Origin of the sequence: Halobacterium litoreum, from assembly GCF_021233415.1 — an archaeon.
In the GTDB taxonomy this organism is placed as follows: domain Archaea; phylum Halobacteriota; class Halobacteria; order Halobacteriales; family Halobacteriaceae; genus Halobacterium; species Halobacterium litoreum.
In genome coordinates this window covers 1,412,008-1,436,900 of the sequence record NZ_CP089466.1, presented here as the reverse complement: position 1 = coordinate 1,436,900, position 24,893 = coordinate 1,412,008, and the positions used below count along the sequence as shown (strand labels likewise).

Below are 24,893 nucleotides of genomic sequence, written 5' to 3'. Positions count from 1 at the left end.
TGCGCGCGTCGAATGACTTATAGTCCGCCTCGAACATTCCAATAGTATGTCACAGAACGGCGCGCCGGGTGCCGACGACGCCGGCCCCACGCAGTGTCCGGCCGACGGCCCGCTCCCGCCGGGCCGCTCGGTCGAGGACGCCGTGGAGTGCAACACGGCGCGATTCGTGGACTTGACCCGCGACGCCGGCGGCGTTGCACCCGTCTACCTCGTCGTCTGCGACGCCGACGAGCGAGGGACGTCGCTCACCCGAACGGAGGTCGTCGCGCTCCCCGAACTGCAAAACGGGCTCGCGTATCTCGGGCGCGAGACGGACAGCGTCCGCGTCCGGACGCACCCGGAACGCCGCGTCCAACTGGAAGAACACGTCGAAGCACTCTCTTCTCGCGACGAACACGACGCCTTCGAGTTCGCCGGTCGCCGGTTCACCGTCGACGTCGTTCGCGGTTAGACCGCGGCCTCGAACGTGTCCGCGAAGTCCCGCAGTTCGTCACCGGTGTTGCTCGCCGCCGTCTCCAGTGCGTCGAGCGGGTCGGTTCCCTCCTCGGTCTTGATGGTGAGCAGCGGCTCCGTCTGCCCCCCGGACTGCTCCGGGTTCACGTCGTAGGACGCCGCCGTGACGCCATCCGTCTCCAACAGCGACCCCTTCAGGACGTTCATGAACGTGTGATTCTCGCCCGCCACCTCGATGGTGAGCTCCGCGTCGCCCTTCTCGATGACCCGCAAGTCCATGGCCCGTGATTCGCTCGTGTGGCGTTTCAACGTTTCGAACGTCGCCGCCTCGCGGGGCGACCCGGCGCCGCGTCGTGGCGGGACCGAGGTCCGATATCCTGCTCCGGACGGTCCCGGTGGGCGGTTCCGACGCCGCCCCTTTTTTGTCCCGCGTTCGCCTCGTGGCTGTATGGACTTCCCGCCGCTGGTCGTCGTCGCCGCCGCGGCCGCCGTCGTATTCGCGGTGTTCGCCGCAGTGCCGCGGTTCCGCGGGCGCTCGCTGTTCGTCTACGGCGCGCCCGGCGCGGCACTCGCTGGCGTCGCCGCCGCCGTCGCGCTCGGCGCCGTCGGCCGCTGGCACGCCGTCGCGTACGCCGCCGTGGTCGTCATCGCCGGCACCGGACTCGGCGTCACCTCGACTGCCGAAGGTCGACGCGCCGTCCGCGCGGTGCGTGCCCGACTCCTGTTCGGCGTGCCGTGGGGGACGCTCGTGGTCACCGCGGCCGTCGCCGCGTTCTACCTGTTCGTGCAGGGCGGCGCCGACGCCGGCCTGCTCGTCGTACCGTTCGTCTCGTGGTCGTACTTCTACCCCCTCGGCGTCGTCACCGCGCCGTTCGCACACGCCAGCCTCGGGCACGTCACGGGGAACCTGCTCGCGACGCTCGCGTTCGCGCCGCTCGTCGAGTACGCCGTCTCGCACTACCCGACCGGGCGCGGCGAGTCGTCGTTCTCGTCGTGGCGCACCAACCCCTACGTGCGGGCGCTCGTCGGCTTCCCGCTCGCCGTCCTCGCGGTGGGTCTGCTGACGGGCGTGTTCTCGTGGGGCGCGACCATCGGCTTCTCGGGCGTCGTCTACGCGTTCGCCGGGTTCGCGCTCGTGCGCTTCCCGCTCGCGACCGTCGTCGCGGCCACGGGACGCGAGGTGCTGTCCGTGCTCTGGACGGTCGTTCAGGACCCCATCACGTTCGCGTCCGCGTCGCCCTCCTTCGGCCCGCCGTGGTGGGCGGGCATCGCCGTGCAGGGCCACCTGTTCGGGTTCCTCGTCGGCGCCGTGCTCGCCGCCGTGCTGGTCGCGCGACGCGGCGACCGGCCGTCCGCGCTCCGCATCTGGGTCGGGTCGGTCGTGCTCGCCACGTCGCTGTCGTTCTGGGCGGTGTGGTGGTACGGGCAGTCGGCCCAGTACGTGCTCTTCCGGGCGCTCGGCGTCCTGCTCGTGGCGGCGCTCGCGCTCGTCCTCACCGCCGTCGTGCAGGCCGACGAGCGCACGCTGTTCCGCGACGTGACCGGCAGGCGGGCCGCGTTCTTCGCGCTCGCGTTGCCCGTCGCGACGATGGCAGTCGTCGCCGTGCCCGTGAACCTCACCACCGTCGAGGACGCCCAACTCGGCGGCGACCCGGTGGAGATTCGCGGCTACGACGTGACCTACGCCGAGGACGTGCAGAACGAGCGCGTCGCCGCCGTCGACGTGCCGTTCTTCGCGCAGGCGACGAACGTCTCGGCGAGCGGCGTCATCGTCGCCAGCGAGTCCCGGAACATCTGGACCGAGGAGGTGGGCGCGGGCGAACTCGCGTTCTACGGCGACACCGCCGTGACGGTCGGGGGACTCGACTGGCAGGAGACGGTCTGGGTCCACCGCCGGGGCTGGGTCGCCGAGGGCGGCAGTCCGGTGTACAACGTCTACCTGAACCCGCCCGACGAGTACGCCGAGACGGACAACTGGCTGCACGCGTACGCCTCCGAGAGTTCGACCGCGTCGCCCGTCGTCGCGGGGCGACAGGTGCGCGTGGACGCCGAGAACGGCGCGTTCGGCGTGCAGGTCGTGAAAAACGGGAGCGTCGTGGACGCCGTCGGGATTCCCGGCGACAACGAGACGGCGCGCGCGGGCGGACTGACGTTCGTGCGCAACGAGAGCCGGCTGCTCGCGGAGTACGGGAACACGTCGGTCACCGTCGCCACGCAAGAAGAGTACGAGTAGGCTACCGCCAGTCGACGCGGAACAGTTCCACGTCGAGGGTCTCGCGGTCGCTCGTGTGGAAGTCGAACTGCCGGCTCACGTCGAACTCGGCGGCGAACGCGTGCGTGACTTCGCCGCCCTCGTCTGCTGCGAACGACTCCACGAACGACTTACTGCCGGCGTTGTGAACGGAGTAAGAGACGCCGGCAATCTCGCTCGCCGCCGCGAGGAAGCGCCGGTCGGCGTGTTCGTTGCCCGTCTGCGCGCCGAAGGGAGGATTCATCACGACCGTGTCGACGTTCGCGAGCGGCGGGCGGGTCGCGTCGCCGCGCAGCCAGTCGATTCCCGCGCCGGGGTCGACGCGCCGTTCGTTCTCGCGGGCGACGGCGAGCGCGCTCGGGTCGTACTCGACGGCGAGGACGCGCGTGGGGTCGCGGGTGGCGGCAGCGAGCGCGAGCATTCCCGTCCCGCTCCCGAGGTCTGCGACCGTCCGACCGGCGAGGTCGCCCTGCAGGTCGGCGACGTGAATCAGGTGGGCGGCGAGGCCGGCGGGCGTCGGGTACTGTTCGAGCGCCGGGTCCGGGTCGCGAAACCCCTCCGCCTCGGCGAGTCGCTGTTCGAGCGCGCGCTTCACGCTCGGGGAGAGGCGGCGGACGGCGAAGAATCCTGCGTCCGAGAGCGGGCAGTCAGTTCAGCGAGAGTCCCTGCACGTTGAGGGCGACGCCGTCGCGGCGCGCGCGCTCGGCGACGGCGGAGAGCGCGGGGCGTGCCTTCTCGGGCGATTCGACGGCCTCGACGGTGACCGTGAGGGCGTTCGCGCCGAGGAACGCGGCGGCCTCCACGAGGTCTCGGAGGCGGTCGGCCTCGCGCTGAGTGGCGAGCGAGCAGTCCTCGTCGAAGCGCGCGTCGGCGGTGACTTCGGCGGGGACGTAGCCCTCGCTGGCGAGGTCGCCGGCGAGCGTTCGCAGGTCGTCGCGGGACGCGTCGGCGATTGTGGTGGCGTCCACGGCGACCGGCGTCTGGTTCGTGGGGCGACAGCCTTCGACGGGACCGGAACGGCGCGTCGTGCTCATGCTACCCACACATACATAGTGGAAATACAAAAACCTTTGCTGATGCACAGTAGTAATTCAGTCTGTCCCGGTGGCCATCACGTTATTTAGCGGCGAGGCTCCTACCGTCGAACCGTTATGAACTTTCGGGGGCGGGGCGGCAGCGACGACGGGCGGATTCGCGTGCTCCACGTCGACGACGAGCCCGGCTTCGCAGACCTCGCCGCCACGTTCCTCGAACGCGAAGACGACGCCTTCGAGGTCGAGACGGCGACGAGCGTGAGCGACGGCCTCGACGCGCTCGACGACCGGGACGTCGACTGCGTCGTCTCCGACTACGACATGCCCGGACGGAACGGCATCGAGTTCCTCGAAGCCGTCCGCGAGGACCACCCCGACCTCCCGTTCGTGCTGTTCACCGGGAAGGGAAGCGAGGAAATCGCCAGCGACGCCATCTCCGCCGGCGTCACCGACTACCTCCAGAAGGGACCGGCCACCGAACAGTACGCCATCCTCGCCAACCGCATCCGGAACGTCGTCGACCGCGTGCGCTCCCGGCGCGCGCTCGACGAACGCAACCGCCGACTGGAGACGCTCATCCAAAATCTCCCCGGCATGGTGTACCGGTGCCGGAACGAACCCGAGTGGCCGATGGAGTTCGTCGGCGGCGAGTGCGAGGCCCTCACCGGCTACGCCGCCTCGGCGCTCGAAACCGGCGACGTGGCGTGGGGCTCCGACGTCCTCCACCCGGACGACGACGAGCGCGTGTGGGACGCCGTTCAATCGGCCCTCGACGCCGGCGACCCCTTCGAGGTCACGTACCGCATCCGCACCCGGAGCGGCGACGAACGCGTCGTCTGGGAGCGCGGCCGCGGCATCTACGCGGACGACGACCTCGAAGCCCTCGAAGGCTTCATCACCGACGTCACCGAGCGCGAACACCGCAAACGCCAACTCGAACGGAAGAACGCGCGCCTCGAAGCGCTCTTCGAGAACTCCCCGGACATGATAAACGTCCACGACGAGGAGGGCGTCATCGTCGACGCGAACCGCCGCTTCTGCGAGGAACTCGGCTACGACGAAGAGACGGTCGTCGGCATGGCCGTCTGGGACGTGGACGTGAACGCGACGCCCGAGGACGTCCGGGCGATGGACGCCGAAACCACGACGGGCGACCTCCGCCGCATCGTCTCGGAGTTCCAGCGCAGTGACGGCTCCGAGTTCCCGGTCGAAGCGCACCTCACGCAACTCGACATCGACGGCGACGACCGCTATCTCGCCATCAGCCGCGACATCTCCGAGCGGAACGACGAGTAGCGTCCGCGAGAGAACAGCCGGCTACCGGCGGCCTACCACGTGCCGTGGAACGTGTCGAAGGAAAGCGAGTCGAGGGGTTCGTTCCCCACCGCAATCTCGTACTCGCCGGGCGTCAGCATCGGCTTGTGGAACTGCGGGCCGTCGTCGGTCGTGATGCGCGGACAGCCGGTGTTCACGAACGCGTCCATGTCGAAGTTCCGCAGCCTATCTGGCGTCACCTCGTCCATCGTGATGAGGTAGGCGTTGTCGTTGTTCTCCACGATTTCGTTCGCCTGGTCCCAGCGCCCCTGCCCGATCTTCGTACAGAAGATGACGCCCCACTTCTCGGCGTCCATCGCCTTGTGGACGGAGGCGTAGCGCTGCTTCAGGAACTGCTCCGTGTCCGCGACGGAGACGGAGTTGTTGACCGGGTCTGCGATGACGACCTTCTTGTCGGGGTGTTCCATCGCGAGGCCGAGCGGGTGGAACTTCCCGCCGCCGACGTACAACACCTGGTCGGCGTCGATGTCCGCGCTCGCGTAGTTGCAGCCGAGTACCTGTCCCTCGTGGGTGAGGCGGTCGTCGCCTCGTCGCGTGTGGACGTCGAAGCCGCGCTCCTCCAGCCACTCCCGCATCTCCTCGAAGAGGTTCATGTGCTGGGCGGTCGTGACGAGGCCGACCTCCTCTCCCTCCAGTTCGTCGAGGGACTGCTCCATGATGGGTTCGACGTCGACGTTCGAGAACAGCGGCACGTAGATGATCTTCTCGGACTCCTTCATCGGGGAGTGCCCGAAGTGGACGAAGACGTCCGTCCGCCGCATCATGTACGTGTCGAGGTCGCAGGCGCCGTAACACGGCTGGCCGGAGATGAGGACGCGCACGTCGTCGGGGAGCAGTTTCCGCAGGTCGTCCGCGACCATCGGCGCGCGGCGCTTCAGTCCCTCGGGGAACTGCAGGCCGACCTTCTCGGCGTCCCGCTCCTCGACCTCGTCGACGATGCGGTCGAGTTCGTAGTCCCACGTCCGGTCGTGTTTCAGGGAGAGACCGGTGTTCCGGAGGTCTCCCGCCGAACGCGTCTCTTCGTGACTCATTGCAGACTGGTACTGGCTTCGCTCGTTTAATCCCGACGGTTCCCCCGCCAGCGCCACTCACCCCCGGTTCCGGCACCTTGAAAGACCGTCGGGTCCAACTGCGAGTCATGAGTGTCGATTCCGACGCCGACGCGGCGGCCGCGACCGAGACCACTGACGCCGACGACCTCGCGCGCCAACTCGGCGAGGCCATCACCGAGACGCCGGAGTACCGGGCGTACGAGGAGACCAAGGAGGCCGTCGAGACCAACGAGGAGGTCCAGTCCCGCATCAGCGACTTCGAGGACCTGCGCCAGGACTTCATGCTCGCGCGCCAGACCGGCGACGCCACCCAGGAGGACGTCCAGGAGGTCCAGGAGGCCCAGGCCCACCTCCACGACCACCCCGTGATGGCGGAGTACCTCGACGCTCAGGACGCCCTCGAAGCCAAATTCGAGGCGCTGAACGAACTCATCTCCGAGCCGCTTTCGGTGGACTTCGTCGGGGAGTCCGGCGCCTGCTGTCAGGACTGAGCGCTCCGTTTTCGGATTTCAGTCGACCGCGTCCCGCACGAGGTGGCGGGCGGCGCGCCGCAGTCGCTCCGAGACGGACTGCTCGGAGACGCCGATTTCGTCGGCGACTTCGGCGAGCGAGCACTCCCTCGGGACCTCGAAGTAGCCGCGTTCGAGCGCGATTTCGAGGGCTTCGCGCTGGGCGTCGGTGAGCGGACCGGGCGCTTCGGGAACCGGTTCGTCGTAGATGCGCTGGAGGCCGAAGTCGATGTCCTCGCCCTCGCAGAACGTCCGGAATTCGCGGAGCGCGCCGCGGTCCGGGAACCGCATTCGCGCCTCCCACTCGCCGTTCTGGCCGTCGAGGTTGAGGAGGACGGCGCCGGTCGAGAGCCAGTGCGGGTAGAGGACGACGCCGACGTCGTCGCTGAACTGGATGCGGTAGAGGTAGCGGTCGTCGAGGACGTCGAGTCGGGAGACTGTCCCGACCGACGGGTCTTCGCGGAGGGCGGCGTCGAAGTCGTCGAGCCCGGTGCCTTTCGCCCAGAACACGAACTCCGGCTGTTCGGGGTCGAGGCCGTCGAGCGATTCGATGTCGACGGTGACGTCGGGCGCGGCCGTCATCGACTCGTGTAACACTATCTTCGGCGACGAAAGTGTCAGTTCTGCGATGACGGTCATCTGCTCTCGCTAGTGTGCCCTCGGTGTTAAGAATGGTGGCGACCCCGGAAGGCTTAGGGGCGGCGCGGGCGACCCGCCGGTATGGTACACTCGGACTGGGGCGACTGGCTGCCGACGGCCGTCGCGGACGCCGACCCGGACGGCGTGGCGGTCTGGTATCTCGGCTGCAACGGCTTCGTGTTGAAGGGCAGCGAGGGGACGACGCTGTTCGTCGACCCCTACCTCGGAACCGGCGACCCGCCGCGCACCGTGCGGATGATTCCGGTGCCCTTCGACCCGCGGGACGTGACTGAGGCGGACGCCGTGTTCGCGACGCACGAACACACCGACCACGTCCACGGCCCGAGCCAGGCGCCGATTCTCGCGGAGACCGGCGCGACGCTGTACGCGCCCGACGACTCCGTGACGGTGGCCCGCGACGAGGAGGAGTGGCACGACCGCTACGCCGTCCAGCAGGACCAGTACCAGACGGTCGCGGAGGGTGACACCGTCGAGGTCGGCGAGTTCACGGTACACGTCGAAGTAGCCAACGACCCGGACGCCACCCACCCCGTCTCCTACGTGTTCGAACACGACGCCGGCACCGTCTTCCACGGCGGCGACACGAAACCGAGCGACGACTTCGCGGCCCTCGGCGAGCGCTACGACGTCGACCTCGGCATCCTCGCGTTCGGGACGGTCGGCCGGATTCCCGACAAGCAGACCCGCGAACCGAAGCGCACGCGCTGGTACAACGACGAGAACCAGATAATCGAGGCGGCCAGCGACCTCCAGTTCGACCGCCTGCTCCCCTCCCACTGGGACATGTGGAAGGGACTGACCGCGGACCCGACGGCGCTCCACCACCACGCCCGGAGTTTCGACTACCCCGAGCGTCTGGACGTCGTGGAAATCGGCGACCGCGTGAACGTGACAGGCGACTGAGTGGCGGTCGTCGGCGCCGGGTAATTTAAGTCCTGCTCCGCGTACGTTGGCCTATGCACGACCGACACGTAGGTGGTTCTCGTGAGTGACGAGACAGTCGTCGAGACCGACGGCGTCACCGTCAGCAAGTTCTTCAACGCCGAAGACTTCCCGGTGCCCGCCGTCGCGTTCGAGGTGTCGTCCACACGGGACGACGCCGTCGAGTTCGCCATCGTCGACGAGATTCCCGACGAGTTCGGCATCGACCAGATCGGCTTCCACCCCGAGTACGGGAGCGAACACTGGACCGCGAGCGGCGACGGCGTCGTCCAGTTCGAGCGCGAAGTCGAGGCCGGCGAGGAGTTCACGACCGTCTACGGCGTGCGCATGGAGGACGGCCAGGACGAGACGCCGTTCCTCTCCGCGCCGACCGTCGAGGTCGACGGCGACGACATCGACGAGGTCGTCCCGCCGGAGTCCACGGACGTCGTGCGCGAACTCGCTGGCGGCGAGCGCGACACGGTGCCCGGTCTCGAAGACGACGAAGCGGCCGAAGCCGACGCGGGCGACGGCATCGAAGCGGAAGTCGCCGGCGACGTCGGCGCGGTCGCCGACGACGACGCCGAGATTCTTGAGGGTGACGTGGCCCTCGGCACCGAGTCCGAACCCGGCGTCTCCGCCGACCCGGAATCCGTGACCGACGAGGACCCGGCGGACGACGCGGACGAGGACGCCGCACCGGCCGACCCCGGTCTCTCCGCGGAACTCGACGACGACCCCGTGGTCGAGGAGTCGACCGAACCGGTCGCGGACGACGACCCCGTCGCGGTCGACGAGAGCGAGTCTGTCGCGCCGACGTTCGACGCGGGCGACGTGGCCGGCGCGCTCGCCACCGCGATTCGCGAGGACGCCGTCGACGACGACGACCTCGAGACCATCCAGGAGGCGTTCGGCGGCGTGCCGAACTCCACGCAGGTCGAAATCGAGCACGTCCAGAGCCGCGTCTCCGAACTCGAAGCGTACACGGACGCGCTGGAGGCGTTCATCGACGAGAACGGTCCGGCACAGGACCTCCTCGCGGAGATGGAAGACGACGTGGCGAGCCTCGAGAACGACCTCGCCGAGGTCGAGGCGAGTGTGGAGAACGCCGCCGACGAGCGCGAGACCATCCGCGGGCGCGTCGCCGACGTCGAGGAGAGCCTCGGCGCGATTGACGACCTGGAGGGCGACCTCGAACGCCTCCGCGGCGACCTCGACGCGCTCGACGAGCGCGTCGCGGACGCGGAAGACGCCGTGCTGGACGTCGAGGACGTCGAAGAGGACGTGGACCGCCTCGAATCCGACCTCGACGACGTGGAGGAGCACGTCGAGGAAATCGAGGCGTGGCGCGACCAGCTCTCGGACGTCTTCGGGACGTAGACCGACGAACCCCCGGAATCACAATCGTTTTCGGCGCTCGGACGCTGTTCTCGACAATGACAGCGCCGGTTCGCGTCGCCGTCCCGCGGAAGGGGCGGCCGCTGGAAGCCGTCCTCGACCGTTTCGCCGCTCGCGCGGACGCGACCGCGGTCGCGGACGACGTCGTGTCGACGCTCCGCTACGAGAAGGCGGTGGCGAAAGGCGAGCAGTCCGACGACCGCGGCGTCTACGACCGGCTCGCGGCGTACAGCGAACCGTCGAACTCGCATCGACCGGACTTCACGCTGCTGCGGGACGCGCGCGCCGGGAAGCCCCGCCGCATCGTCTTCGACTCGCTGACCCTCGACGTGGACGGGACGCCCGTCCAGTTGGTCGGGCGCGAGGAGCCGTTCCGCGCGCTGCGCACCCACGAGTTCGCGCTCGGGTTCGACAGCGCGGACCTCGTGTTGGAGGAGGTCGTGGAACTGCGGCCGGAGCCGCTGACGAGCATCGCGGACGTGAACGACCGCATCGACCCGGTGGACACGGACGTGCGCGTGGTCTCCGGGCTCGGCGACACGGTCTACCACACGCTGCTGGCGACGCCGTCGGTCCAGCGGGACGTGGCCGCGCCCGAACTGGACCGCGAGTTCCTCGCGGCCTACGAGGGCGAAATCTGCATCAGCCCTCGGTACGAGCGCCTCGTGGAGGCCGTCCTCGGGACGGACGCGACTGACGGCGTCTCCTTCGTCTACCCCGACGGCGGGCGCGAGGAGGAGGCCGCCATCGCGGACACGGGCGTCGGCGTCTACCTGACGGTGACGGGTTCGACGGCGCGCGACCACGGCCTCGACCTCGGGGAGCGCCTGTTCCCGAGCGAGACGGTGTTGATGGAGAACCAGTGCGAGGCCGACGGCGAGGACGTGGCCGCGGCGAAGCGCGCGCTCGCGACCGAGCCGACCGAAACCGCGATTCCGCCCCAGTAGGCGAGCGGCGCGCCCCGCAGGCGCCCGCTCCTGTCAGGAATATTTCCCCCCCCTATATAAATGCGTGAATAGTGGGGGCGCCGCAAACGGGTGATAGCGGCCCTGTTTCGTGGACGCGCACTCACACCGCGAACGTGTTCGTACAGAATTGTCCAATGTTCAACGATGATAACCCTGGGTGTACTTACTTACGTCCGGCCGGGTTTCCACGAGAGGCATGACGGAACGAACTGTCCTCTGTGTCGACACGGAGGACGACGTGGGTGCGACAGCCTCGACGGTCGAGGACGAACCCACTCTGACGGCAGTCGAAGCGACGACGGTCGCAGACGCGCGGTCGACCCTCGAATCCGAGGCCGTTGACTGCGTCGTCACCGAGTACGAACTCGAAGACGGTAGCGGCCTCGAAGTCGTGGATGCCATCCGCGAGGAGACCCCGCAGACGCCCTGCGTGCTGTTCACCGACGCTCGCCCCGGCGACGTGGACACCAGTTCCTTCGAGGATCTCATCGTCGAGTACCTCGGGAAACACCTTCCGGACGCCCACGACCGCCTCGGGTTCGTCGTGGACGACGTCATCACGCACTCCAGCCAAGTCGGCTTCCTCCTGCCCGACAACGAGGACGAACGCCTCGAAGCCCTCGCCGAGTACGACGTCGACGAACTCCCCATCGAGGAGAGTTTCGAGCGTCTCACCGACCTCATCGCCAGCCACTTCGACACGGCCGTCGCGTTCATCGGCCTCGTCGAACGGGACGAGGAGGACATCCTCGCGTGCCACGGCGCCGACTGGGGGTCAATCACTCGCGAAGACACCATCTGCACGCACAGCATGCTCCAGGAGGACGTGATGGTCGTCGAGGACATCAGTTCGGACAAGCGCTTCGACAGCAACGAGGGCCTCCACAACCTCGGCATCGTCTCCTACGCGGGCGCGAACATGACCACCGACTCCGGCGAAGTCATCGGGCAGGTGTGTCTCATCGACCACGAACCGCGCACGTACGACGCAGACCAGCGAGCCGACCTCCAGCAGTTCGCCGACGAGGCGATGGAGATGCTCGAACTCCGGCAACGCGTCATCGACGCCGAGATGGAGGTGGCACAGTGAGCGCCACCACCGACGACTTCGCCTTCGGCGACCTCGGCCTCGACCCCGTGGCGAACGGAACGAGCGTCCTCCTCACGGGCGAGGACTCGGACGCCATCGAGACGCTGTTCTACCAACTGGTCGCGGGCGGCGACGACGAGAACAGCGTCGTGCTCGCGACCGACTCGTCGGCCCGCACGGTCAAGCGCGGCCTCGGCGACTCGGCCGACGGCGCGCGCATCCTCATCGGCGACGGGCCGGACCGCGCCGACGACGTGCGGAAAATCGAGGACCTCACTGACCTCACCGCGCTCGGCATGGAGTTCTCCACCGAAGTCGCGGAGGCGCAGGTCGAACGCGACCGGTTCCGCGCCGGCATCCTGCTCTGTTCTTCGATTCTCGACGCCGTCGAGGACACGCGCTCGGTCTACCGGTTCCTGAACTCGAATTTCCTCAACCACTTCCGCCGCGGTGACGGTATCGGCGTCTGCGCGGTGGACACCAGCATCGACCTCGGCGGCGGCACCCGGAGCACCATCAAGGGGCTCGAAACGTCGTTCTCCGGGCGCGTCCACGTCGAGGACGCTACCCGGCGCGAGGCCACGGTGACGGTCTCGGGGCTCGGCACACAGAACGGCGAGTACACCGTCAGCCTGTAACCGAGCAGTTCCGCTCGACGATTCTCTTTTTCTCCGTCGGCTCCGGACCGCCGAGTCGCGTCGGTTGCGCGACGGCTGACACCGACACCGACTGTGGGTCCAGGCCCCTGGCTTCGAGTCGCCGGCAGAGGTGGCCCGCCAGCCCCCGTGAAATCACCGGCGAGTCCTCTCGCTGGACGTTAGTGAGGTACTTCCGCCAGCGCGCCGACCGGTAGGAGTCGGCGACGTCCGGCGGTTTATCCCACGACACCGCCCCGCCGTCGAAGGCGTCCACGCGCTCACCGGAGTCGAGGGGCGCGGGCGCGACGAACCAGTAGTCCGTGCCGAGCGGCGACGGCGCGAACATGTTCCAGCGCGCGTCCGGCGACTCGTCGACCGGCGCGGCGTCGGGTACCGGGACGGCGCCGACGGTGGCGGCGTTCCAGACGAGAACTCCCGCGAGCACGACGGCGAGGCCGACGGGAACGACGCGCTCCCGGACGAACGCGACGGCGGGAGGAAGGTCCGGGAGGGCGACTACCGGGAGGCGAGTCGAGAGCGCCTCACGCCACCGCGCGACCGGTACCGACCGGAGGCCGGGCACGCGCTCTCTGGTCGGGAGCGCGTCCCAGGCGCGAGACGGGAGGAACGGCAGGAGCGCGGCGACCGACACCAGCGGGAAGACGCCCAGTTGCATCGTGGCGAGCATCCCGAGGTGCATCGCGGCGAACGCGCCGGCGAGCGCGGCGCGCGGCCACCCAGTCAGCGCGACGAGCAGCACGGACAGGGAGACGAGCGCGAGCCACAGGTGGGAGAACGTCACCAGCACGCCGGAATGGCCCGCGAGCACGTCACCGAGGCCGACGACGAACATGTCGAGGCTGAACACGTACCGCACTGCTTCGCCGGAGAGCCACGCGTCACTCCGAAGTTTCAGCGCCGCGTTCACCGAGTAGAGGGCGACGACCTGCAGGAGCAATCCCGCCGTCGCCACGGAGACGACCCGCGTTCGATGGTCCGCGGACCGCAGGGCGTCGACGGACCAGCGTTCACCGAGGGGGAGGAACACGGCCCAGAGGAACAGCATTCGGAGGAGCGTGTCGCCGCTGTTCAACACGAGCGGGTTCCGGTACTGGAGGGACACCACGAGGAGGCCGGTCGCGAGCGTCGCGAGCGTCGTCCGGTAGCCCGCGAGCATCGCGACCGCGGCGACGCCGGTGAGCGCGAACAGCGCCCACTGGAACCACGCCGCGCCCGAGAGCGCGTGCAGTGAGAGTCGCCCGAGCGTCGGCGCGACCTCGAACAGGCGCGCTCGCGGGAGGACGCCCGAGTCGGTGTAGAAGGCGACGAGACTCCGCGACCGCAGCGCCAAATCGAGGACGACGAGCGCAGCGAGCGAGACCCGGAGTGCGGCGAGCGCGCGCGAGTCGACCGCGAACCGTCGCCGCAGGGCGGCGCGGAGAGACACGACACGGACTCCCCGCCGCCCGAGAATAAGTCTTCGGTGGCGGCGGCACGCACGTCACCGGTGGAGCGACGCGTCCGCGACGACGGACGCGACAGTCTCCCTGCCGGCGGTTTCGGCGGTCGCGACGAACCGCGACGCACACGCGTTCGCCAGCGAGAGCGCCGGCACCAACGAGAGGCCGTCCCCGAGGCCGAACGCGAGCGCGCCCCCGAACCGGTCGCCCGCGCCGGTCGTCCGCTCCACGTCGTCGACGACCACGTTGGGTACCCGGTGGACGCCGCGCTCGGTCGCGGCGAGCGCTCGCGTCACGTCGTGGACGACTGCCGCCAGAACTCCGGTCTCGGACTGCACGGCGGCGGTCTGTTCGGCCAGCGAGCCGTCGTCCTCGGCGAACGAGGCGGCGATTTGCCGCATCTCGCCCGCGTTCGTGCTGAGCACCACGTCGCGTTCCGCCGCCAGCACCGACACCGACGCCAGCAGCGACGCCACGTCGCCGGGGTCGTGGTGTGTCAGGTCGCCGGGGTCGAACACGACCGGGCCGAGCCCATCGACGGACGCGAACGCTTCCAGCGCATCCGCGACGCCGCGGGCGGACACCCAGTTCCCGACGAACACGGCGTCCGCGTCCGCGAGCGACGCGAACCCCGGGTCGACCGACCGGAGCGCTTCCGGCGTCCAGTCACGGAGGTCGGTCGACTCCTCGGAGAGCATGAACTCGCGGTCCTCGAACTCGAGGACGCGAATCTGTGCGGGCCGGCCCATCGACCGGGTCGCGAACGGGAGGTCGGCGAAGACGTCGTGGTCGAGGTGGCCGAAGACGCCCGCGTCGCCCCCGAGCGCGTGGACCTGTCGAGCGGCGTTGACCGCCTGTCCGCCGCCGTCGACGCCGTGCGGGACGGTCGTCACGGACTCGGCGTCGTCGCCCGCGACCAAGTCGGCGAACGCGGCCCTGGACGCGACGCGGTCGCTCCGCCCGTCGAACAGTCGGTAGTACTGGTCGACACTCCCGTCGGGCAGACACCTGACCGACGGCGTCCCGAACTCGTCGGGCGAGAGCGCTTCGTACGGCGTTCTCCCGGCGTCTTCCACCGTCACCATCGAACGTGCTATCGCGGGCGTCACCACGTAAAGCCAGGGGTCGCTCGCCGCCCGCGCCCCTCTCGACTTCTGTATAGCGCTATAGAATTTACGAGTGCGTTCTCTGACGCTACGTCAGCGAGTAGATGTGTTCCGAGTACACCTCCCGCACCCTGTCGCCCCAGTTGTGCGTGTACGTGTCGATGATGTCGTCGGCGACGTCCCCGCGGAGGTACTTCACGACGCCGCGGTCGCCCGTGCGGTCACGCAGGTGCGTCGTGAAGAAGTGCCGGAAGTAGTGCGGGGTGACGTTCTCCGCGGCGTCCCCGCCCTCGCGGTACCAGCCCGCGTCCTCGGCGTGTCGGCGGACCACGGACCGCACCATCTCCGGCGTCAGCCGCTTTCCCCACGCGTCCCGCGTGCTCACGAACAGCGGCTCCGCCGGGGACGGCGCGTCCGGCCGAATCGCCAGCCACGCCACGAGCGCGCGCTTCAACTCGCCGTCTATCGGAACGAGGGTCGCGCGCTTTCGCTTGTTCGACGCCGTGCGCTCCTCGCCGTTCGTCACCGCCCCCCGCGAGACGTCTGGGTCGACGAACAGCGTGTCCGGCTTCCCGTCCAGTTGGGCGCGCGTCCCGACGTCGTACGCGGATTCGACCGCCGGCGCGTCCAACGCGAGGTCCCGCACGTCGAGGTTGCACAGTTCGCCGACCCGCAGCCCGGTCTTCAGCAGCGTCACGACCACCGCGCGTTCGAGCGGGTGGGTCACGCCGGCGACGAACTCGCGCATCCGCTCGACGGACACCTCCCTGCGGGCGGGGTCCGTGTCGATGGCTTCGTCCATCTCCTGCATCACGAGCGCCATCGGGTTCCCGTCGAACGCGCCGACTTGGGTCATGTAGCCGTAGAACCGATTCAGGTAGGAGGCGTACGTCGCGACGGTGCTCTCCGCGTGGTCGCCGCGGAGTTCGTGGACCCACGCGAGGCAGTCCCGGCGGTCGGCGTCCGCGGGCGCCGCGTCGAACTCCGTGAGAAACGCCTCGAAGTCCCGGAGCACGCGGCCGTAGGCCTCCCGCGTTCGCTCGCTCTTCCCGTGGTAGGCCATGTCTTCGAGGAAGTACGCCACCGGGTCCTCGACGTCCTCGTCGTGGCCGCGCCGCGCGGCCGGCGCCTCCCCGCTCATGACTGACGGACGTACCCGCCGCGGCGCGGGTCGAAGCGAATCCGGCCGTCCTCGGACAGCGATTGGACGGCTTCGTCGAGGCGGTCCTCGAAGTCACCGGAGAGGTCCGCGACCAGTTCGTCCCACGACACGACGTCCTCCGAATCGAGCGCTCGGAGGACCCGGTCTTCGAGGCCTTCACCCCCAGGGGTAGCGTCCCCAGAACCGCCTTCCTCGCGGTCGGCCAGAAAGCCGCGTCTCCCGGCCTGCACCATCGTCCGCAGATACTCGCTCTGGGACATGTCCAGTTCGTCTGCGTGCTCTCGCCACGCCGACTTCTGCTCGGTCGGCACGTAGGTCTTCACGACCGCGCGGTCCTCGTCGCCCATATCGGGTGCGTTTCGGCCCGCCACCATCAATGTTCCTCTCCGAGCGGATAAGGTGTCTTATCACTCGTTAGGCACCCCCATTCTGCCCAAATGTAGTACTACAGAAAAGGATACAGCAGTTAGAGCATGCCGAATTCAGAGATAAAACTATTCCTCTGATAGTACTACCTTCAATCATAAGCAAAATTTCTGTGGCGGTGGTATCGAACCTGCTGGGGGTCGCCGACGCGAGTCGCTCGCGCTCACTCCCGCGTCACGGGCAGGAGCCAGGCGCGGTCTCGCGCCAACCTCGGTGATTGGTATTCGTCACGCGAGCGAATCGCAGTCGGGTCGCGCGGCGGTCGGCTCTCGTCGGCGGACACGATTCGATGGCGCGAACCGACCTGCAGGCGACACAGTATTCACTCGGTCGCCGTTCGTCGCTCTCAAGGCGGCGCTGCCGCCGAGGCCGCCCGCGTGCTCGACTCACCGCGCTCGGTCTTCCAGACCATCACCATCGCGTTCAGCGGTCCGCGTGAGATGCGATTCGTCGCCTATCGTCACACGCTGACTCGCTCAACGCGTCCCCCGTCCGCGCTGCGCCGAACCGATGAATCGTATGCCGCGATATCTAGTCTGGGGTTCGAGTCGGGCGGATTTCCGGCGCGTCGCCGGCCGGTCAGTTCGACGCGAACTCGTCCTCGTACTTGTACTGGAGGTAGACCAAGAGCGGCGTTCCGAGGACCGTCGGCCAGAGCCACCGCGCAATCGAGGGGAGGGCGGTGAAGTTCACCGTGGAGAACGCGCTGACAGTGGCGATGTAGCCCGCGCCCATCCGGACGACGTGCTCGCCGACCCACGCGAAGCGGTCCCGCTCGCGTCGGAACTTCCGAGCGTCGGTCACGGCGAACGCGCCCGCGATGGCGCCGAACACGAGGACGACGGCGGCGAAGTCGGCGCCGTCGAGGTAGTAGGTGGCGCCGACCGCGAGCAGGCCGACGCTGGCCGCGCCGAGCAGACCGACCGCCACCCAGTCGGGGAGCGCTGGGTCGTCGCTCGGGCGCTTCCGTCCGAGCACGCGGTAGCCGGAGAACGCGAAGTAGAAACTGAACACCGCGACGAGCCCGAGGAACAGGCGCATGAACGTCGGTTCGACGGCGTACAGTGCGAGCGACGTGCCGGAGACGAACGCCATCGCGTAGACGTAGATTCGGCCCGACTGCCGGTGGCGACGCCCGCCTTTCTCGGTTGCGAGCGCGCCGAGACCGGCGAACAGCGCGGCGAACCCCGCGACGACGTGTGCCTGCAGGACGGCGTCGCCGAGCGCGGTCACTGTCAGTCACCCAGACCGCCGGGCCGGAGTCCCCATGCGTGCCATTGTCTCCCGATACTGACCCGCGGGGCTTATGAGTACCGGGCGGACAGCACAAGAGCGACCGTTCGAGCGCCGGTGACCGCCTCGTGGCGTGCCGAGGGTTTATTTCGGTGCCACTCCCGTGTTCGTGTATGCGAATCAAGACGACGTTAAAGAGCAACTTCACGACCGGCTTGATTCTCGTCGGGCCGCTGCTCGTGACGCTGTTCGTCCTCCGGACCGTGATGGGGTGGCTCGGCGGCGTGCTCGTGCCGGTGGTCGAGGGGACGCGACTGGAGACGTTCACCGCGAACAACCTCCTGCTCGCCCAACTCCTCGTGCTCGTGTTGTTCTTCCTGCTGGTGACGGCGCTCGGATTCCTCGCACAGCGGAGCGCGGGCAAGCGGCTGTTCGGTCGCACCGGCCGCCTCGTGAACTTCCTGCCGGTGTTCCGCACCATCTACGGCACCATCCGCGGGATGGCGACGTCCGTCGTCTCCCGGAGCACCGACTACGAGTCGGTCGTCTACGTCGAGTACCCCCGGAAGGGCGTCTACCGACTCGGCCTGATGACCGGCGACAGCCCCGACGACCTGGAGACGTACGCCGGCGAACCCGCACAGAACGTCTTCTTCCCGGGGAGCCCGAACCCCACCCAGGGGTCGCTCATCATGGTGCCCGAGAGCAACGTCCACGAGTCGGACATGTCCGTGCGCGCCGCCATCCGGTTCCTGATGACGACGGGCATGGACAGCTCCCGCGGCCCCATCGAACTGGACGACGAGGAGATGCACATCCCCGGCGAACCACGCGACGAGCCGTCGGACGAGACGCCGGGCTCGGCCGACTGAATCACTGACGGGCTCTTTCTCTCGCTTTCGGTCGGTCAGCGACGCGTCGCGTCGAGGTGCCGGAGTTCCGCGCGAATCGCGGGGAACTTCGCCGCGACGAACCCCGCGAAGATGCACGCGAACCCGGCGACGGCAGTCGCGGTGACGGCCTGCCCGAGCAGTAGCCAGCCGCCGAGCGCGGCGAACACGGGGATGACGTACTCGATGAAACTCGACTCGATGGGGCCGAGTTCGTCCAGGAGCGTGAAGTAAAGCAGGAAGCCGGCGGCGCCCGCGACGGCGCCGAGGTACGCGAGCGCGGCGAGCGCGTTTGGCGTCCACGTCGCGGCGGCGAAGCCGTCGCCGGGGACGACGAGACCGACGGCGTGCAGGAGGACGGCGCCGACGGCCATCATCCACGCTTGCGTCGCGGCGAGCGGGAGGCCGGGGTCGCGGGCGTGCGTGCCGACGGACGCGATTGCGAACGCGAGCGCGGCGGCGAGCACGAGCGCGACCCCGGTGACGCTGTCCGCGAGGTTCGCGGGGTCGGGGTTCGCGATGACGGCGACGCCGACGAACCCGAGGGCGACGCCGACGGCGGTGCGCGCGGTGAACTCCTCGCCGGGCGAGACGACTCGGGTGAGCGCGGGCGTGACGACGGGGACGAGGCCGAGGAGGACGGCGGCGACGCCGCCGGTGACGTACTGCTGGCCGGCGAACAGGAAGGCGTGGTGGGCGGCGATGGCGAACGTCCCGCCGACGGCGACGTACGCGTAGTCCTCGCGACCGGTCGGCCGCCAGTCGGTGTCCGTGACGAACACGTACGCGAACAGGAGGACGGCGGCCACGTCGAAGCGCACCGCGGCGAACAGCACGGGCGGGAGGTCGGCGAGGCCGGCGTCCGTGGCGGGAAACGCGGTCCCCCAGACGGCGGCGAGCAGGAGAAACAGACCGGGCGTTCGGTAGCGTCCCATTCGGCTAGTCGTCGCCGGCGGACGGCAAAAGGCCCGTCGAAGCGGGCAATCCGTCAGGCGAGTGCGTCCCGGAGGCGGGCGGCGACGGCGTCCATCGCGTCGTCGGCGACGCCCACGTCGTCGGTGAGGCTGAGGAAGCCGTGGGCCATCGACGGGTAGTGCTGGTGGTCGACGGGCGTGCCGTCGTCGGCGAGCGCGTCGGCGTACGCCGCGCCTTCGTCGCGGAGCGGGTCGTGGCCCGCCGTGACGACCGTGGCGGTCGGGAGGTCGCCGTGGTCGCGCGCCCGGAGCACGCTCGCGTAGGGGTTCGCGGCGTCGACGGGACTCCGGCAGTAGTTGTCCCAGAACCACTCGACGTCCGCTCGCGTGAGCAGCGGCCCGTCGCCGTGTTCGTCGTACGAGTCCCGGGACGTGTCGCGGTCGGTCATCGGGTAGAGGAGGGCTTGGTGGGCGAGCTCGGGGCCGTCGGTCTCGCGGGCGCGGAGCGCGACGCTCGCGGCGAGGTTCCCGCCCGCGCTCGTGCCCGCGACGGCGACGCGCTCGGGGTCGCCGCCGAACGAGTCGGCGTTGTCGACGACCCACTGGAGCGCGGCGTCGGCGTCGTCGTGGGCCGCCGGGAACGGGTGTTCGGGCGCGAGGCGATAGTCCACGCTGACGACGACGCAGTCGGCGCGCGCCGCGAGTTCGCGGCAGACGCCGCCGATGGAGTCGAGCGTGCCGAGCGTCCACCCGCCGCCGTGGTAGAACACGACGACGGGCGCGGGAGACTCGGGGTAGGGGTCGTCGCGGTAGACGCGAACCGGCACGTCGCCCGCGGGCCCGGCGAACGAGAGGTCGCGAACGAACGCTACGTCGCGGGCGTCGCTGGCGGCGAACACCTCGTCCTCGACGCGGCGCGCGCTCGCGACGGACAACTGGTGCCACTCGGGCACGCCCGCCGCCTCGATGCGGTCGATTTCGGCGGCGAGGTCGGGGTCCAGGTCGGTCACGTCCGCGTTCTCGGGTGGCGGCGACGTGAATCTTCGGCTCTCGACACGCGGGCAACACTACGCTTATCGGACCGACACGCGACGTTCGGAGTATGGACGACTTCGACGCGTCCCAGTCAGCCGCCCGAATGCGGGACGCCGAAGCCTCGCTGACGGGGCTCAGGGAGCGATTCACGACGCCCGACGACGGCGTCTACATGGACGGGAACAGCCTCGGTCTGCACGGCGAGGACGCCGACCGCGCGCTCGAACGCGCAGTCGACCAGTGGCGCGAGTTGGGCATCGAGGCGTGGACGGAAGCCGACCCGCCGTGGTTCGCGTACGGCGAGCGCCTCGGCGACCGCCTCGCGGACGTCGTGGGCGCGCTCCCCGCGGAGTGTGTCGCCGCGAACTCCACGACGGTGAACATCCACGCGCTCGTCGGGAGTTTCCTCGACGCCGCCGACGGCACCGACGTCGTCGTCAACGAACTCGACTTCCCGACCGACCACTACGCGATTCGCTCGCAGTTGGCCGCCCGCGGCCTCGACCCGGACGACCACCTCGTCGTCGTGGAGAGCGACGACGGCCGCACGATTTCGACGGACGCCATCGCCGACGCCGTCGACGACGACACCGCCATCGTGTTCATGCCGTCGGTGCTCTACCGGAGCGGCCAACTGTTCGACCTCGAAGCAATCACGGAACTCGCCCACGACCACGACGCCTTCGCGGGGTTCGACCTCGCGCACTCCGTCGGCGTCGTCCCCCACGACCTCCACTTCGACGGCGTGGACTTCGCGGTCTGGTGTAGTTACAAGTACCTGAACGCCGGCCCCGGCGCAATCGGCGGGCTCTACGTCCACGAGGACAACTTCGACGTCGAGCCATCGCTCGCGGGCTGGTGGGGGAACGACGACGCGACGCAGTTCGACCTCGACACCCGCTTCGACCCCGCCGAGGACGCGAGCGCGTTCCAAATCGGCACCGTCCCCGTGTTCTCCGCGGCGCCCCTCTTCGGCACGCTCGACGTCGTCGAGGCCGCGGGCATCGACCAACTCCGCGACCACTCGCTTTCCCTCACGCGGTACCTGATTAGCCTCGTGGACGAACGCCTCCCCGAGTGCTCGGTCGGCACGCCCCGCGAGGCCGAGCGACGCGGCGGCCACGTCGCCGTCGAACACCCGGAGGCGGGACTGGTGAGTCGCGCGCTCCGCGACCGCGGTGTCGTCGTCGACTACCGGCCGCCGGACGTCGTGCGCGTCGCACCCTCGCCGTACTACGTCGGTTTCGAGGACGTGTGGACGGCGGTCGACGAACTCCGCGACATTCTCGACGCGGACGCTCACCGCGCGTACGCCGACGACGACGCGACCGTGACCTGACTACGCGGTCGACTCGTCGGTGTAGAACTCGAATCGCGCGCCCCCGTTCTCGCTCTCGGCGAGTTCGACGCGCCACCCGTGCGCGTCCGCGACGCTCTTGACGATGGCGAGGCCGAACCCGGTGCCGTCCTCGCTGTGGGTCTTGCCCGACCGGAACACCTCCTCGCGGTGGTCCGGCGGGATGCCCGGCCCGTCGTCCGCGACGTAGAACCCCGCCAAATCGCCGCCGTCGCCGTCGATGGGGCCGACCGTCACGCGCACCGCGTCGCCGCCGTGCTCGACGGCGTTCCGGAAGAGATTCTCCAGCAGCGACCCGAGCCGCGACGGGTCGGCTGCCAGCGTCGCGTCGGCGGTCACCGTCACGTCGGCTTCGGCCGTCGTCACGTTCTTCCACGCCCGGTCGACGGCGTTCTCCAGGGACACGTCGACGGTCTCCTCCAGACTGCGGCCGTGGCGGGCGAGCGTCAGCACGCTCTCGATGATGTCGTGCATGCGCTCGAGCGCGTCGTCGGCGCGCTCGAAGTGCTCCTCGGACTCCGTCTCCGCGGCGAGTTCGAGGTAGCCGCGCGCGACGTTCAGGGGGTTCCGGAGGTCGTGGCTGACGATGCCCGCGAACTCCTCCAGCCGGTCGTTCTGCCGTTCGAGTTCGCGTTCACGTTCCTTCCGGTCGGTGATGTCCGTGTACATCGCGTAGCCGTGGACGTTCGGTTCGTCGAGTCGGAACGGCACCACGTCGAGCAGGAAGTCCTTCGGGCCGTCCTCGGTGACCCGCCTGACCTCCACGTTCACGTTCTGGCCCGCCATCAGTTTCTCGTTGTACACTTCGGCCTCGGTCTGGTGGTCGGCGGGCACAATGTAGTCGTCGATGTTCTCGCCGACGAGCGTCTCCTCGTCGTAGCCGAACACGCGCTCGAAGGCGGGGTTCACCGACTTCACGACCGGTTCGCCGTGCTCGACGACGAAACTCGCGGTCGGACTCGGGATGTTCTCGAACAGCGCCGCGAGGCGGTTTCGCTCCCGGCGGAGTTCGGCCTCCCGGTCGCGGAGCATCCGCACGCGCTCCGCGCGGTCGAGGGCGGCCTCGCCGTTCGTCGCGAGGACGCTCAACAGGTCGCGGTCCGTCTTCGTCAGGACGCCGACTTCCTCGGCGCCGACGAGCAACACGCCGTGTTCGCCGAGCGGGTGGATGAACTCCTCGACGACGATGGTGTCCTCGTTGTGGACGTGGTCTCGGCTCGCCACGTCCTCGAACATCCGGGGGACGCCCGCCTCGTACACCTGCCACGCGAGGCTCGCGCCGCGGCGCAACACCGGCGGACCCTCGTCGCCGACCGGACCGGAGACCGACGCCGGGCGGAGCGTCGCGTCGCCGCCGTCGAAGTACACGCCGACGTACGGCAGGCCGAGCAGTTCCTTCGCGGCGTCCACGATGACGTCGGCTATCTCCTCGGTGCTGTTCGCGGCGAGCATCCGTCGCGTCGCGTCGTGGAGGTGGGTAAGCGTCTGCTCGCGGTGGTGTTGTTCCGTGACGTCGCTGACGACGGCGAACGCGTCCGGGCCGCCGCCGTCGAAGAACGGTTTCACCGCCACTTCGAAGACGCGGTCGTCGCCGGTGGCCGGTGCCGTCTGGAACGTCGACTCGGCGCCGCCGGGGACGAACTGCTCGGGGTCGCCCGCGAGCAGTTCGTCGAGCGAGCGCTCGCGGAGTTCCGCCTCCGTCGCGTCGAACAGTCGCTCCGCGGCGCCGTTGGCGTGTTCGACCGTTCCCGGGCGGCCGAACGGCGTGTCGTACAGCAGGAAGGCGTCGTCGGCCTCCTCGAACAGCGCGCGGAAGCGCTGTTCGCTCTCCCGGAGTTCGCGCTGGGACCGGATGCGTTCGATGGCGTGGCCCGCGTGTGACGCGAGCAGTTCCGCGATTTCGACGTCCTCGTCGTCGAACGCGCGTGGTTCGTCCCGGCCCACTTGGAACACGCCGACGTCGCCGATGGGGACGCTGATGACACACCGGGGCGCGCCCTCCGGCGGGTCGGTCACGCGGTCGTCGCTGCGGACGTCCGGAACGCGGACCGTCTCGCCGGTCTGGTACGTGCGACCGGCGATGCCTTCGTCCGTGTCGATGCCGTCTACGCCCGGCGGCCGACCGCTCCACGAGCGAACGGAGAGGACGCCGTCGTCGGCGGCTTCCACGGCCGCAGACGAGAAGTCGAAGACGGAACTGGCGGCCGCCGCCATCTCGTCGTAGACGGTCTCGACGTCGTCGGCGCTCGCGACGGCGGTGGCGTACGCGAGCAGTTCGCTCCGAGTGTCGGCGAACTCACTCGTCATCGCCGTCCTCGGAGTCGTCGAGACGCCGGAACAGCACCTCGTAGTCCTCGTCTTCGAAGTCCGCTACCACTCGGTCGAGGTCCGACCTGAGGTCGGCGAGTCTCGCTTCGAGTTCCTCGAACTCCTCGGATTCCGTGACGCGCGGGTCTTCGGAGTCGGCGAGGAGGGCGTGCTTTCGGGACGCCGAGAAGTAGTCGCGGACGGCGTCGTCGTACGTGGAGCGGCGGCGGAGCCGCTCGACCGTCTTCAGTAGCGTTTCCTTGTCGACGGGTTTGCGGAGGTAGTCGTCGAACCCGAGGTCGATGATGTCGAGTTCGGGTTCGACGGCGGTGACCATCGCCACGCGGCAGCTGAGGTCGCGCTCCCGGAGCGTGTCCAGCACTTCGTCGCCGGACACGTCGGGCATCTGCCGGTCGAGTAACACGACGTCGACAGTGTCGTCGAGCGCGTCGAGCGCGTCGTCGCCGCTGTAGGCGGTGTGGACGGCGTAGTCGTCTTCGAGCCAGATGGTGTAGAGGTCCGCGAGCCCCTGTTCGTCGTCGACGACGAGAACCGTGGGTTCGTCCCCTTCGCGTCCCTCGACCGTGTCTTCGTCACTCATGGTTGTGGCGTCCCGCGGTCTGACCCGACAATTGATTCGGACGTATTTATCACTTGTTCCCCGACCCGATTATTTTGGCAAGCCTAAAATGGC

General features: G+C 69.1%; 25 protein-coding genes. 11 read left to right on the top strand and 14 right to left on the bottom strand.

The window, feature by feature from the left end; translation table 11 throughout:
* The first annotated feature begins 46 nt into the window (after positions 1–46).
* Positions 47–451 carry a hypothetical protein gene (locus LT972_RS07900; RefSeq protein WP_232569216.1) on the top strand — a complete coding sequence of 135 codons (405 nt, stop codon included), beginning with the start codon at positions 47–49 and terminating at the stop codon, positions 449–451.
* Here the strand turns inward: LT972_RS07900 and LT972_RS07895 are convergent.
* Positions 448–732 carry a DNA-directed RNA polymerase subunit L gene (locus LT972_RS07895; protein ID WP_232569214.1) on the bottom strand — a complete coding sequence of 95 codons (285 nt, stop codon included), beginning with the start codon at positions 730–732 and terminating at the stop codon, positions 448–450. The two genes, LT972_RS07900 and LT972_RS07895, sit on opposite strands and share 4 nt — an antisense overlap.
* 169 nt (positions 733–901) lie before the next feature.
* Here LT972_RS07895 and LT972_RS07890 point away from each other — a divergent pair, with 169 nt between their 5' ends.
* Positions 902–2,686 carry a rhomboid family intramembrane serine protease gene (locus LT972_RS07890; RefSeq protein WP_232569212.1) on the top strand — a complete coding sequence of 595 codons (1,785 nt, stop codon included), beginning with the start codon at positions 902–904 and terminating at the stop codon, positions 2,684–2,686.
* A 1-nt stretch (position 2,687) separates the two neighbouring features.
* Here the strand turns inward: LT972_RS07890 and LT972_RS07885 are convergent, their stop codons facing one another.
* A complete protein-coding gene (locus LT972_RS07885) occupies positions 2,688–3,299 on the bottom strand; it encodes an METTL5 family protein (RefSeq protein ID WP_232569210.1) in 612 nt (203 codons plus the stop codon).
* A 52-nt stretch (positions 3,300–3,351) separates the two neighbouring features.
* Entirely contained in the window at positions 3,352–3,738 is a 387-nt protein-coding gene (locus tag LT972_RS07880; protein WP_232569208.1) for a hypothetical protein, read from the bottom strand.
* Between the two features lie 117 nt (positions 3,739–3,855).
* On the opposite strand from LT972_RS07880, the gene LT972_RS07875 reads away from it, so the two are divergent.
* Complete coding sequence (locus LT972_RS07875) at positions 3,856–5,034, top strand: PAS domain-containing response regulator (RefSeq protein WP_232569206.1); 1,179 nt, start codon at positions 3,856–3,858, stop codon at positions 5,032–5,034.
* A 32-nt stretch (positions 5,035–5,066) separates the two neighbouring features.
* Here LT972_RS07875 and dph2 read toward each other — a convergent pair whose 3' ends face one another.
* Positions 5,067–6,104 carry a diphthamide biosynthesis enzyme Dph2 gene (gene dph2 / locus LT972_RS07870; protein WP_232569205.1) on the bottom strand — a complete coding sequence of 346 codons (1,038 nt, stop codon included), beginning with the start codon at positions 6,102–6,104 and terminating at the stop codon, positions 5,067–5,069.
* A 107-nt stretch (positions 6,105–6,211) separates the two neighbouring features.
* Here dph2 and LT972_RS07865 point away from each other — a divergent pair, with 107 nt between their 5' ends.
* Complete coding sequence (locus LT972_RS07865; protein ID WP_232569203.1) at positions 6,212–6,616, top strand: YlbF family regulator; 405 nt, start codon at positions 6,212–6,214, stop codon at positions 6,614–6,616.
* Positions 6,617–6,634: 18 nt separating this feature from the next.
* Here LT972_RS07865 and LT972_RS07860 read toward each other — a convergent pair whose 3' ends face one another.
* Positions 6,635–7,273, bottom strand: a complete 639-nt coding sequence (locus LT972_RS07860; protein ID WP_232569201.1) for a helix-turn-helix domain-containing protein — start codon at positions 7,271–7,273, stop codon at positions 6,635–6,637.
* 81 nt (positions 7,274–7,354) lie between these two features.
* Here LT972_RS07860 and LT972_RS07855 point away from each other — a divergent pair, with 81 nt between their 5' ends.
* The 5 genes from LT972_RS07855 (at position 7,355) to LT972_RS07835 (ending at position 12,309) form a co-directional block, all read left to right on the top strand.
* The gene (locus LT972_RS07855) at positions 7,355–8,197 is read left to right on the top strand and encodes an MBL fold metallo-hydrolase (protein ID WP_232569199.1); all 843 of its coding nucleotides are present in this window, start codon (positions 7,355–7,357) and stop codon (positions 8,195–8,197) included.
* A gap of 81 nt (positions 8,198–8,278) precedes the next feature.
* Positions 8,279–9,595 carry a hypothetical protein gene (locus LT972_RS07850; protein WP_232569197.1) on the top strand — a complete coding sequence of 439 codons (1,317 nt, stop codon included), beginning with the start codon at positions 8,279–8,281 and terminating at the stop codon, positions 9,593–9,595.
* Between the two features lie 56 nt (positions 9,596–9,651).
* Positions 9,652–10,560 (top strand): hypothetical protein, encoded by a 909-nt coding sequence (locus LT972_RS07845; RefSeq protein WP_232569195.1) that lies wholly within the window; start codon positions 9,652–9,654, stop codon positions 10,558–10,560.
* A gap of 217 nt (positions 10,561–10,777) precedes the next feature.
* Positions 10,778–11,671 (top strand): GAF domain-containing protein, encoded by an 894-nt coding sequence (locus LT972_RS07840; protein WP_232569193.1) that lies wholly within the window; start codon positions 10,778–10,780, stop codon positions 11,669–11,671.
* Positions 11,668–12,309, top strand: coding sequence for a DUF7504 family protein (locus tag LT972_RS07835; RefSeq protein WP_232569191.1), 642 nt, complete (start codon positions 11,668–11,670; stop codon positions 12,307–12,309). Before LT972_RS07840 ends, LT972_RS07835 begins: the two co-directional genes overlap by 4 nt.
* Here LT972_RS07835 and LT972_RS07830 read toward each other — a convergent pair.
* The 5 genes from LT972_RS07830 to LT972_RS07810 form a co-directional block, all read right to left on the bottom strand.
* Positions 12,299–13,756, bottom strand: coding sequence for an HTTM domain-containing protein (locus tag LT972_RS07830; RefSeq protein ID WP_232569189.1), 1,458 nt, complete (start codon positions 13,754–13,756; stop codon positions 12,299–12,301). The two genes, LT972_RS07835 and LT972_RS07830, sit on opposite strands and share 11 nt — an antisense overlap.
* A gap of 54 nt (positions 13,757–13,810) precedes the next feature.
* Positions 13,811–14,854, bottom strand: a complete 1,044-nt coding sequence (locus LT972_RS07825; protein WP_232569187.1) for a PfkB family carbohydrate kinase — start codon at positions 14,852–14,854, stop codon at positions 13,811–13,813.
* Positions 14,855–14,963: 109 nt separating this feature from the next.
* Positions 14,964–16,016: a tyrosine-type recombinase/integrase gene (locus tag LT972_RS07820; RefSeq protein ID WP_232569185.1), complete on the bottom strand. Its 1,053-nt coding sequence runs from the start codon at positions 16,014–16,016 to the stop codon at positions 14,964–14,966.
* A complete protein-coding gene (locus tag LT972_RS07815; protein ID WP_232569183.1) occupies positions 16,013–16,384 on the bottom strand; it encodes a DUF5805 domain-containing protein in 372 nt (123 codons plus the stop codon). The genes LT972_RS07820 and LT972_RS07815 overlap by 4 nt, the downstream gene beginning before the upstream one ends.
* A 658-nt stretch (positions 16,385–17,042) precedes the next feature.
* The gene (locus tag LT972_RS07810; protein WP_232569181.1) at positions 17,043–17,696 is read right to left on the bottom strand and encodes a DUF2306 domain-containing protein; all 654 of its coding nucleotides are present in this window, start codon (positions 17,694–17,696) and stop codon (positions 17,043–17,045) included.
* 173 nt (positions 17,697–17,869) lie between these two features.
* Here LT972_RS07810 and LT972_RS07805 point away from each other — a divergent pair, with 173 nt between their 5' ends.
* On the top strand, positions 17,870–18,568 hold the full coding sequence (locus tag LT972_RS07805) for a DUF502 domain-containing protein (RefSeq protein ID WP_232569179.1): 699 nt from the start codon (positions 17,870–17,872) through the stop codon (positions 18,566–18,568).
* A gap of 35 nt (positions 18,569–18,603) precedes the next feature.
* Here the strand turns inward: LT972_RS07805 and LT972_RS07800 are convergent, their stop codons facing one another.
* On the bottom strand, positions 18,604–19,521 hold the full coding sequence (locus LT972_RS07800; protein WP_232569177.1) for a DMT family transporter: 918 nt from the start codon (positions 19,519–19,521) through the stop codon (positions 18,604–18,606).
* Positions 19,522–19,574: 53 nt separating this feature from the next.
* Positions 19,575–20,510: an alpha/beta hydrolase gene (locus tag LT972_RS07795; protein ID WP_232569175.1), complete on the bottom strand. Its 936-nt coding sequence runs from the start codon at positions 20,508–20,510 to the stop codon at positions 19,575–19,577.
* A 92-nt stretch (positions 20,511–20,602) separates the two neighbouring features.
* On the opposite strand from LT972_RS07795, the gene kynU reads away from it, so the two are divergent.
* Positions 20,603–21,874 carry a kynureninase gene (gene kynU, locus LT972_RS07790; protein WP_232569173.1) on the top strand — a complete coding sequence of 424 codons (1,272 nt, stop codon included), beginning with the start codon at positions 20,603–20,605 and terminating at the stop codon, positions 21,872–21,874.
* Here the strand turns inward: kynU and LT972_RS07785 are convergent, their stop codons facing one another.
* Entirely contained in the window at positions 21,875–24,199 is a 2,325-nt protein-coding gene (locus LT972_RS07785; protein WP_232569171.1) for a GAF domain-containing protein, read from the bottom strand. It lies immediately after the preceding gene.
* Positions 24,189–24,800, bottom strand: a complete 612-nt coding sequence (locus LT972_RS07780; RefSeq protein ID WP_232569168.1) for a response regulator — start codon at positions 24,798–24,800, stop codon at positions 24,189–24,191. Before LT972_RS07780 ends, LT972_RS07785 begins: the two co-directional genes overlap by 11 nt.
* Between the last annotated feature and the right edge of the window lie 93 nt (positions 24,801–24,893).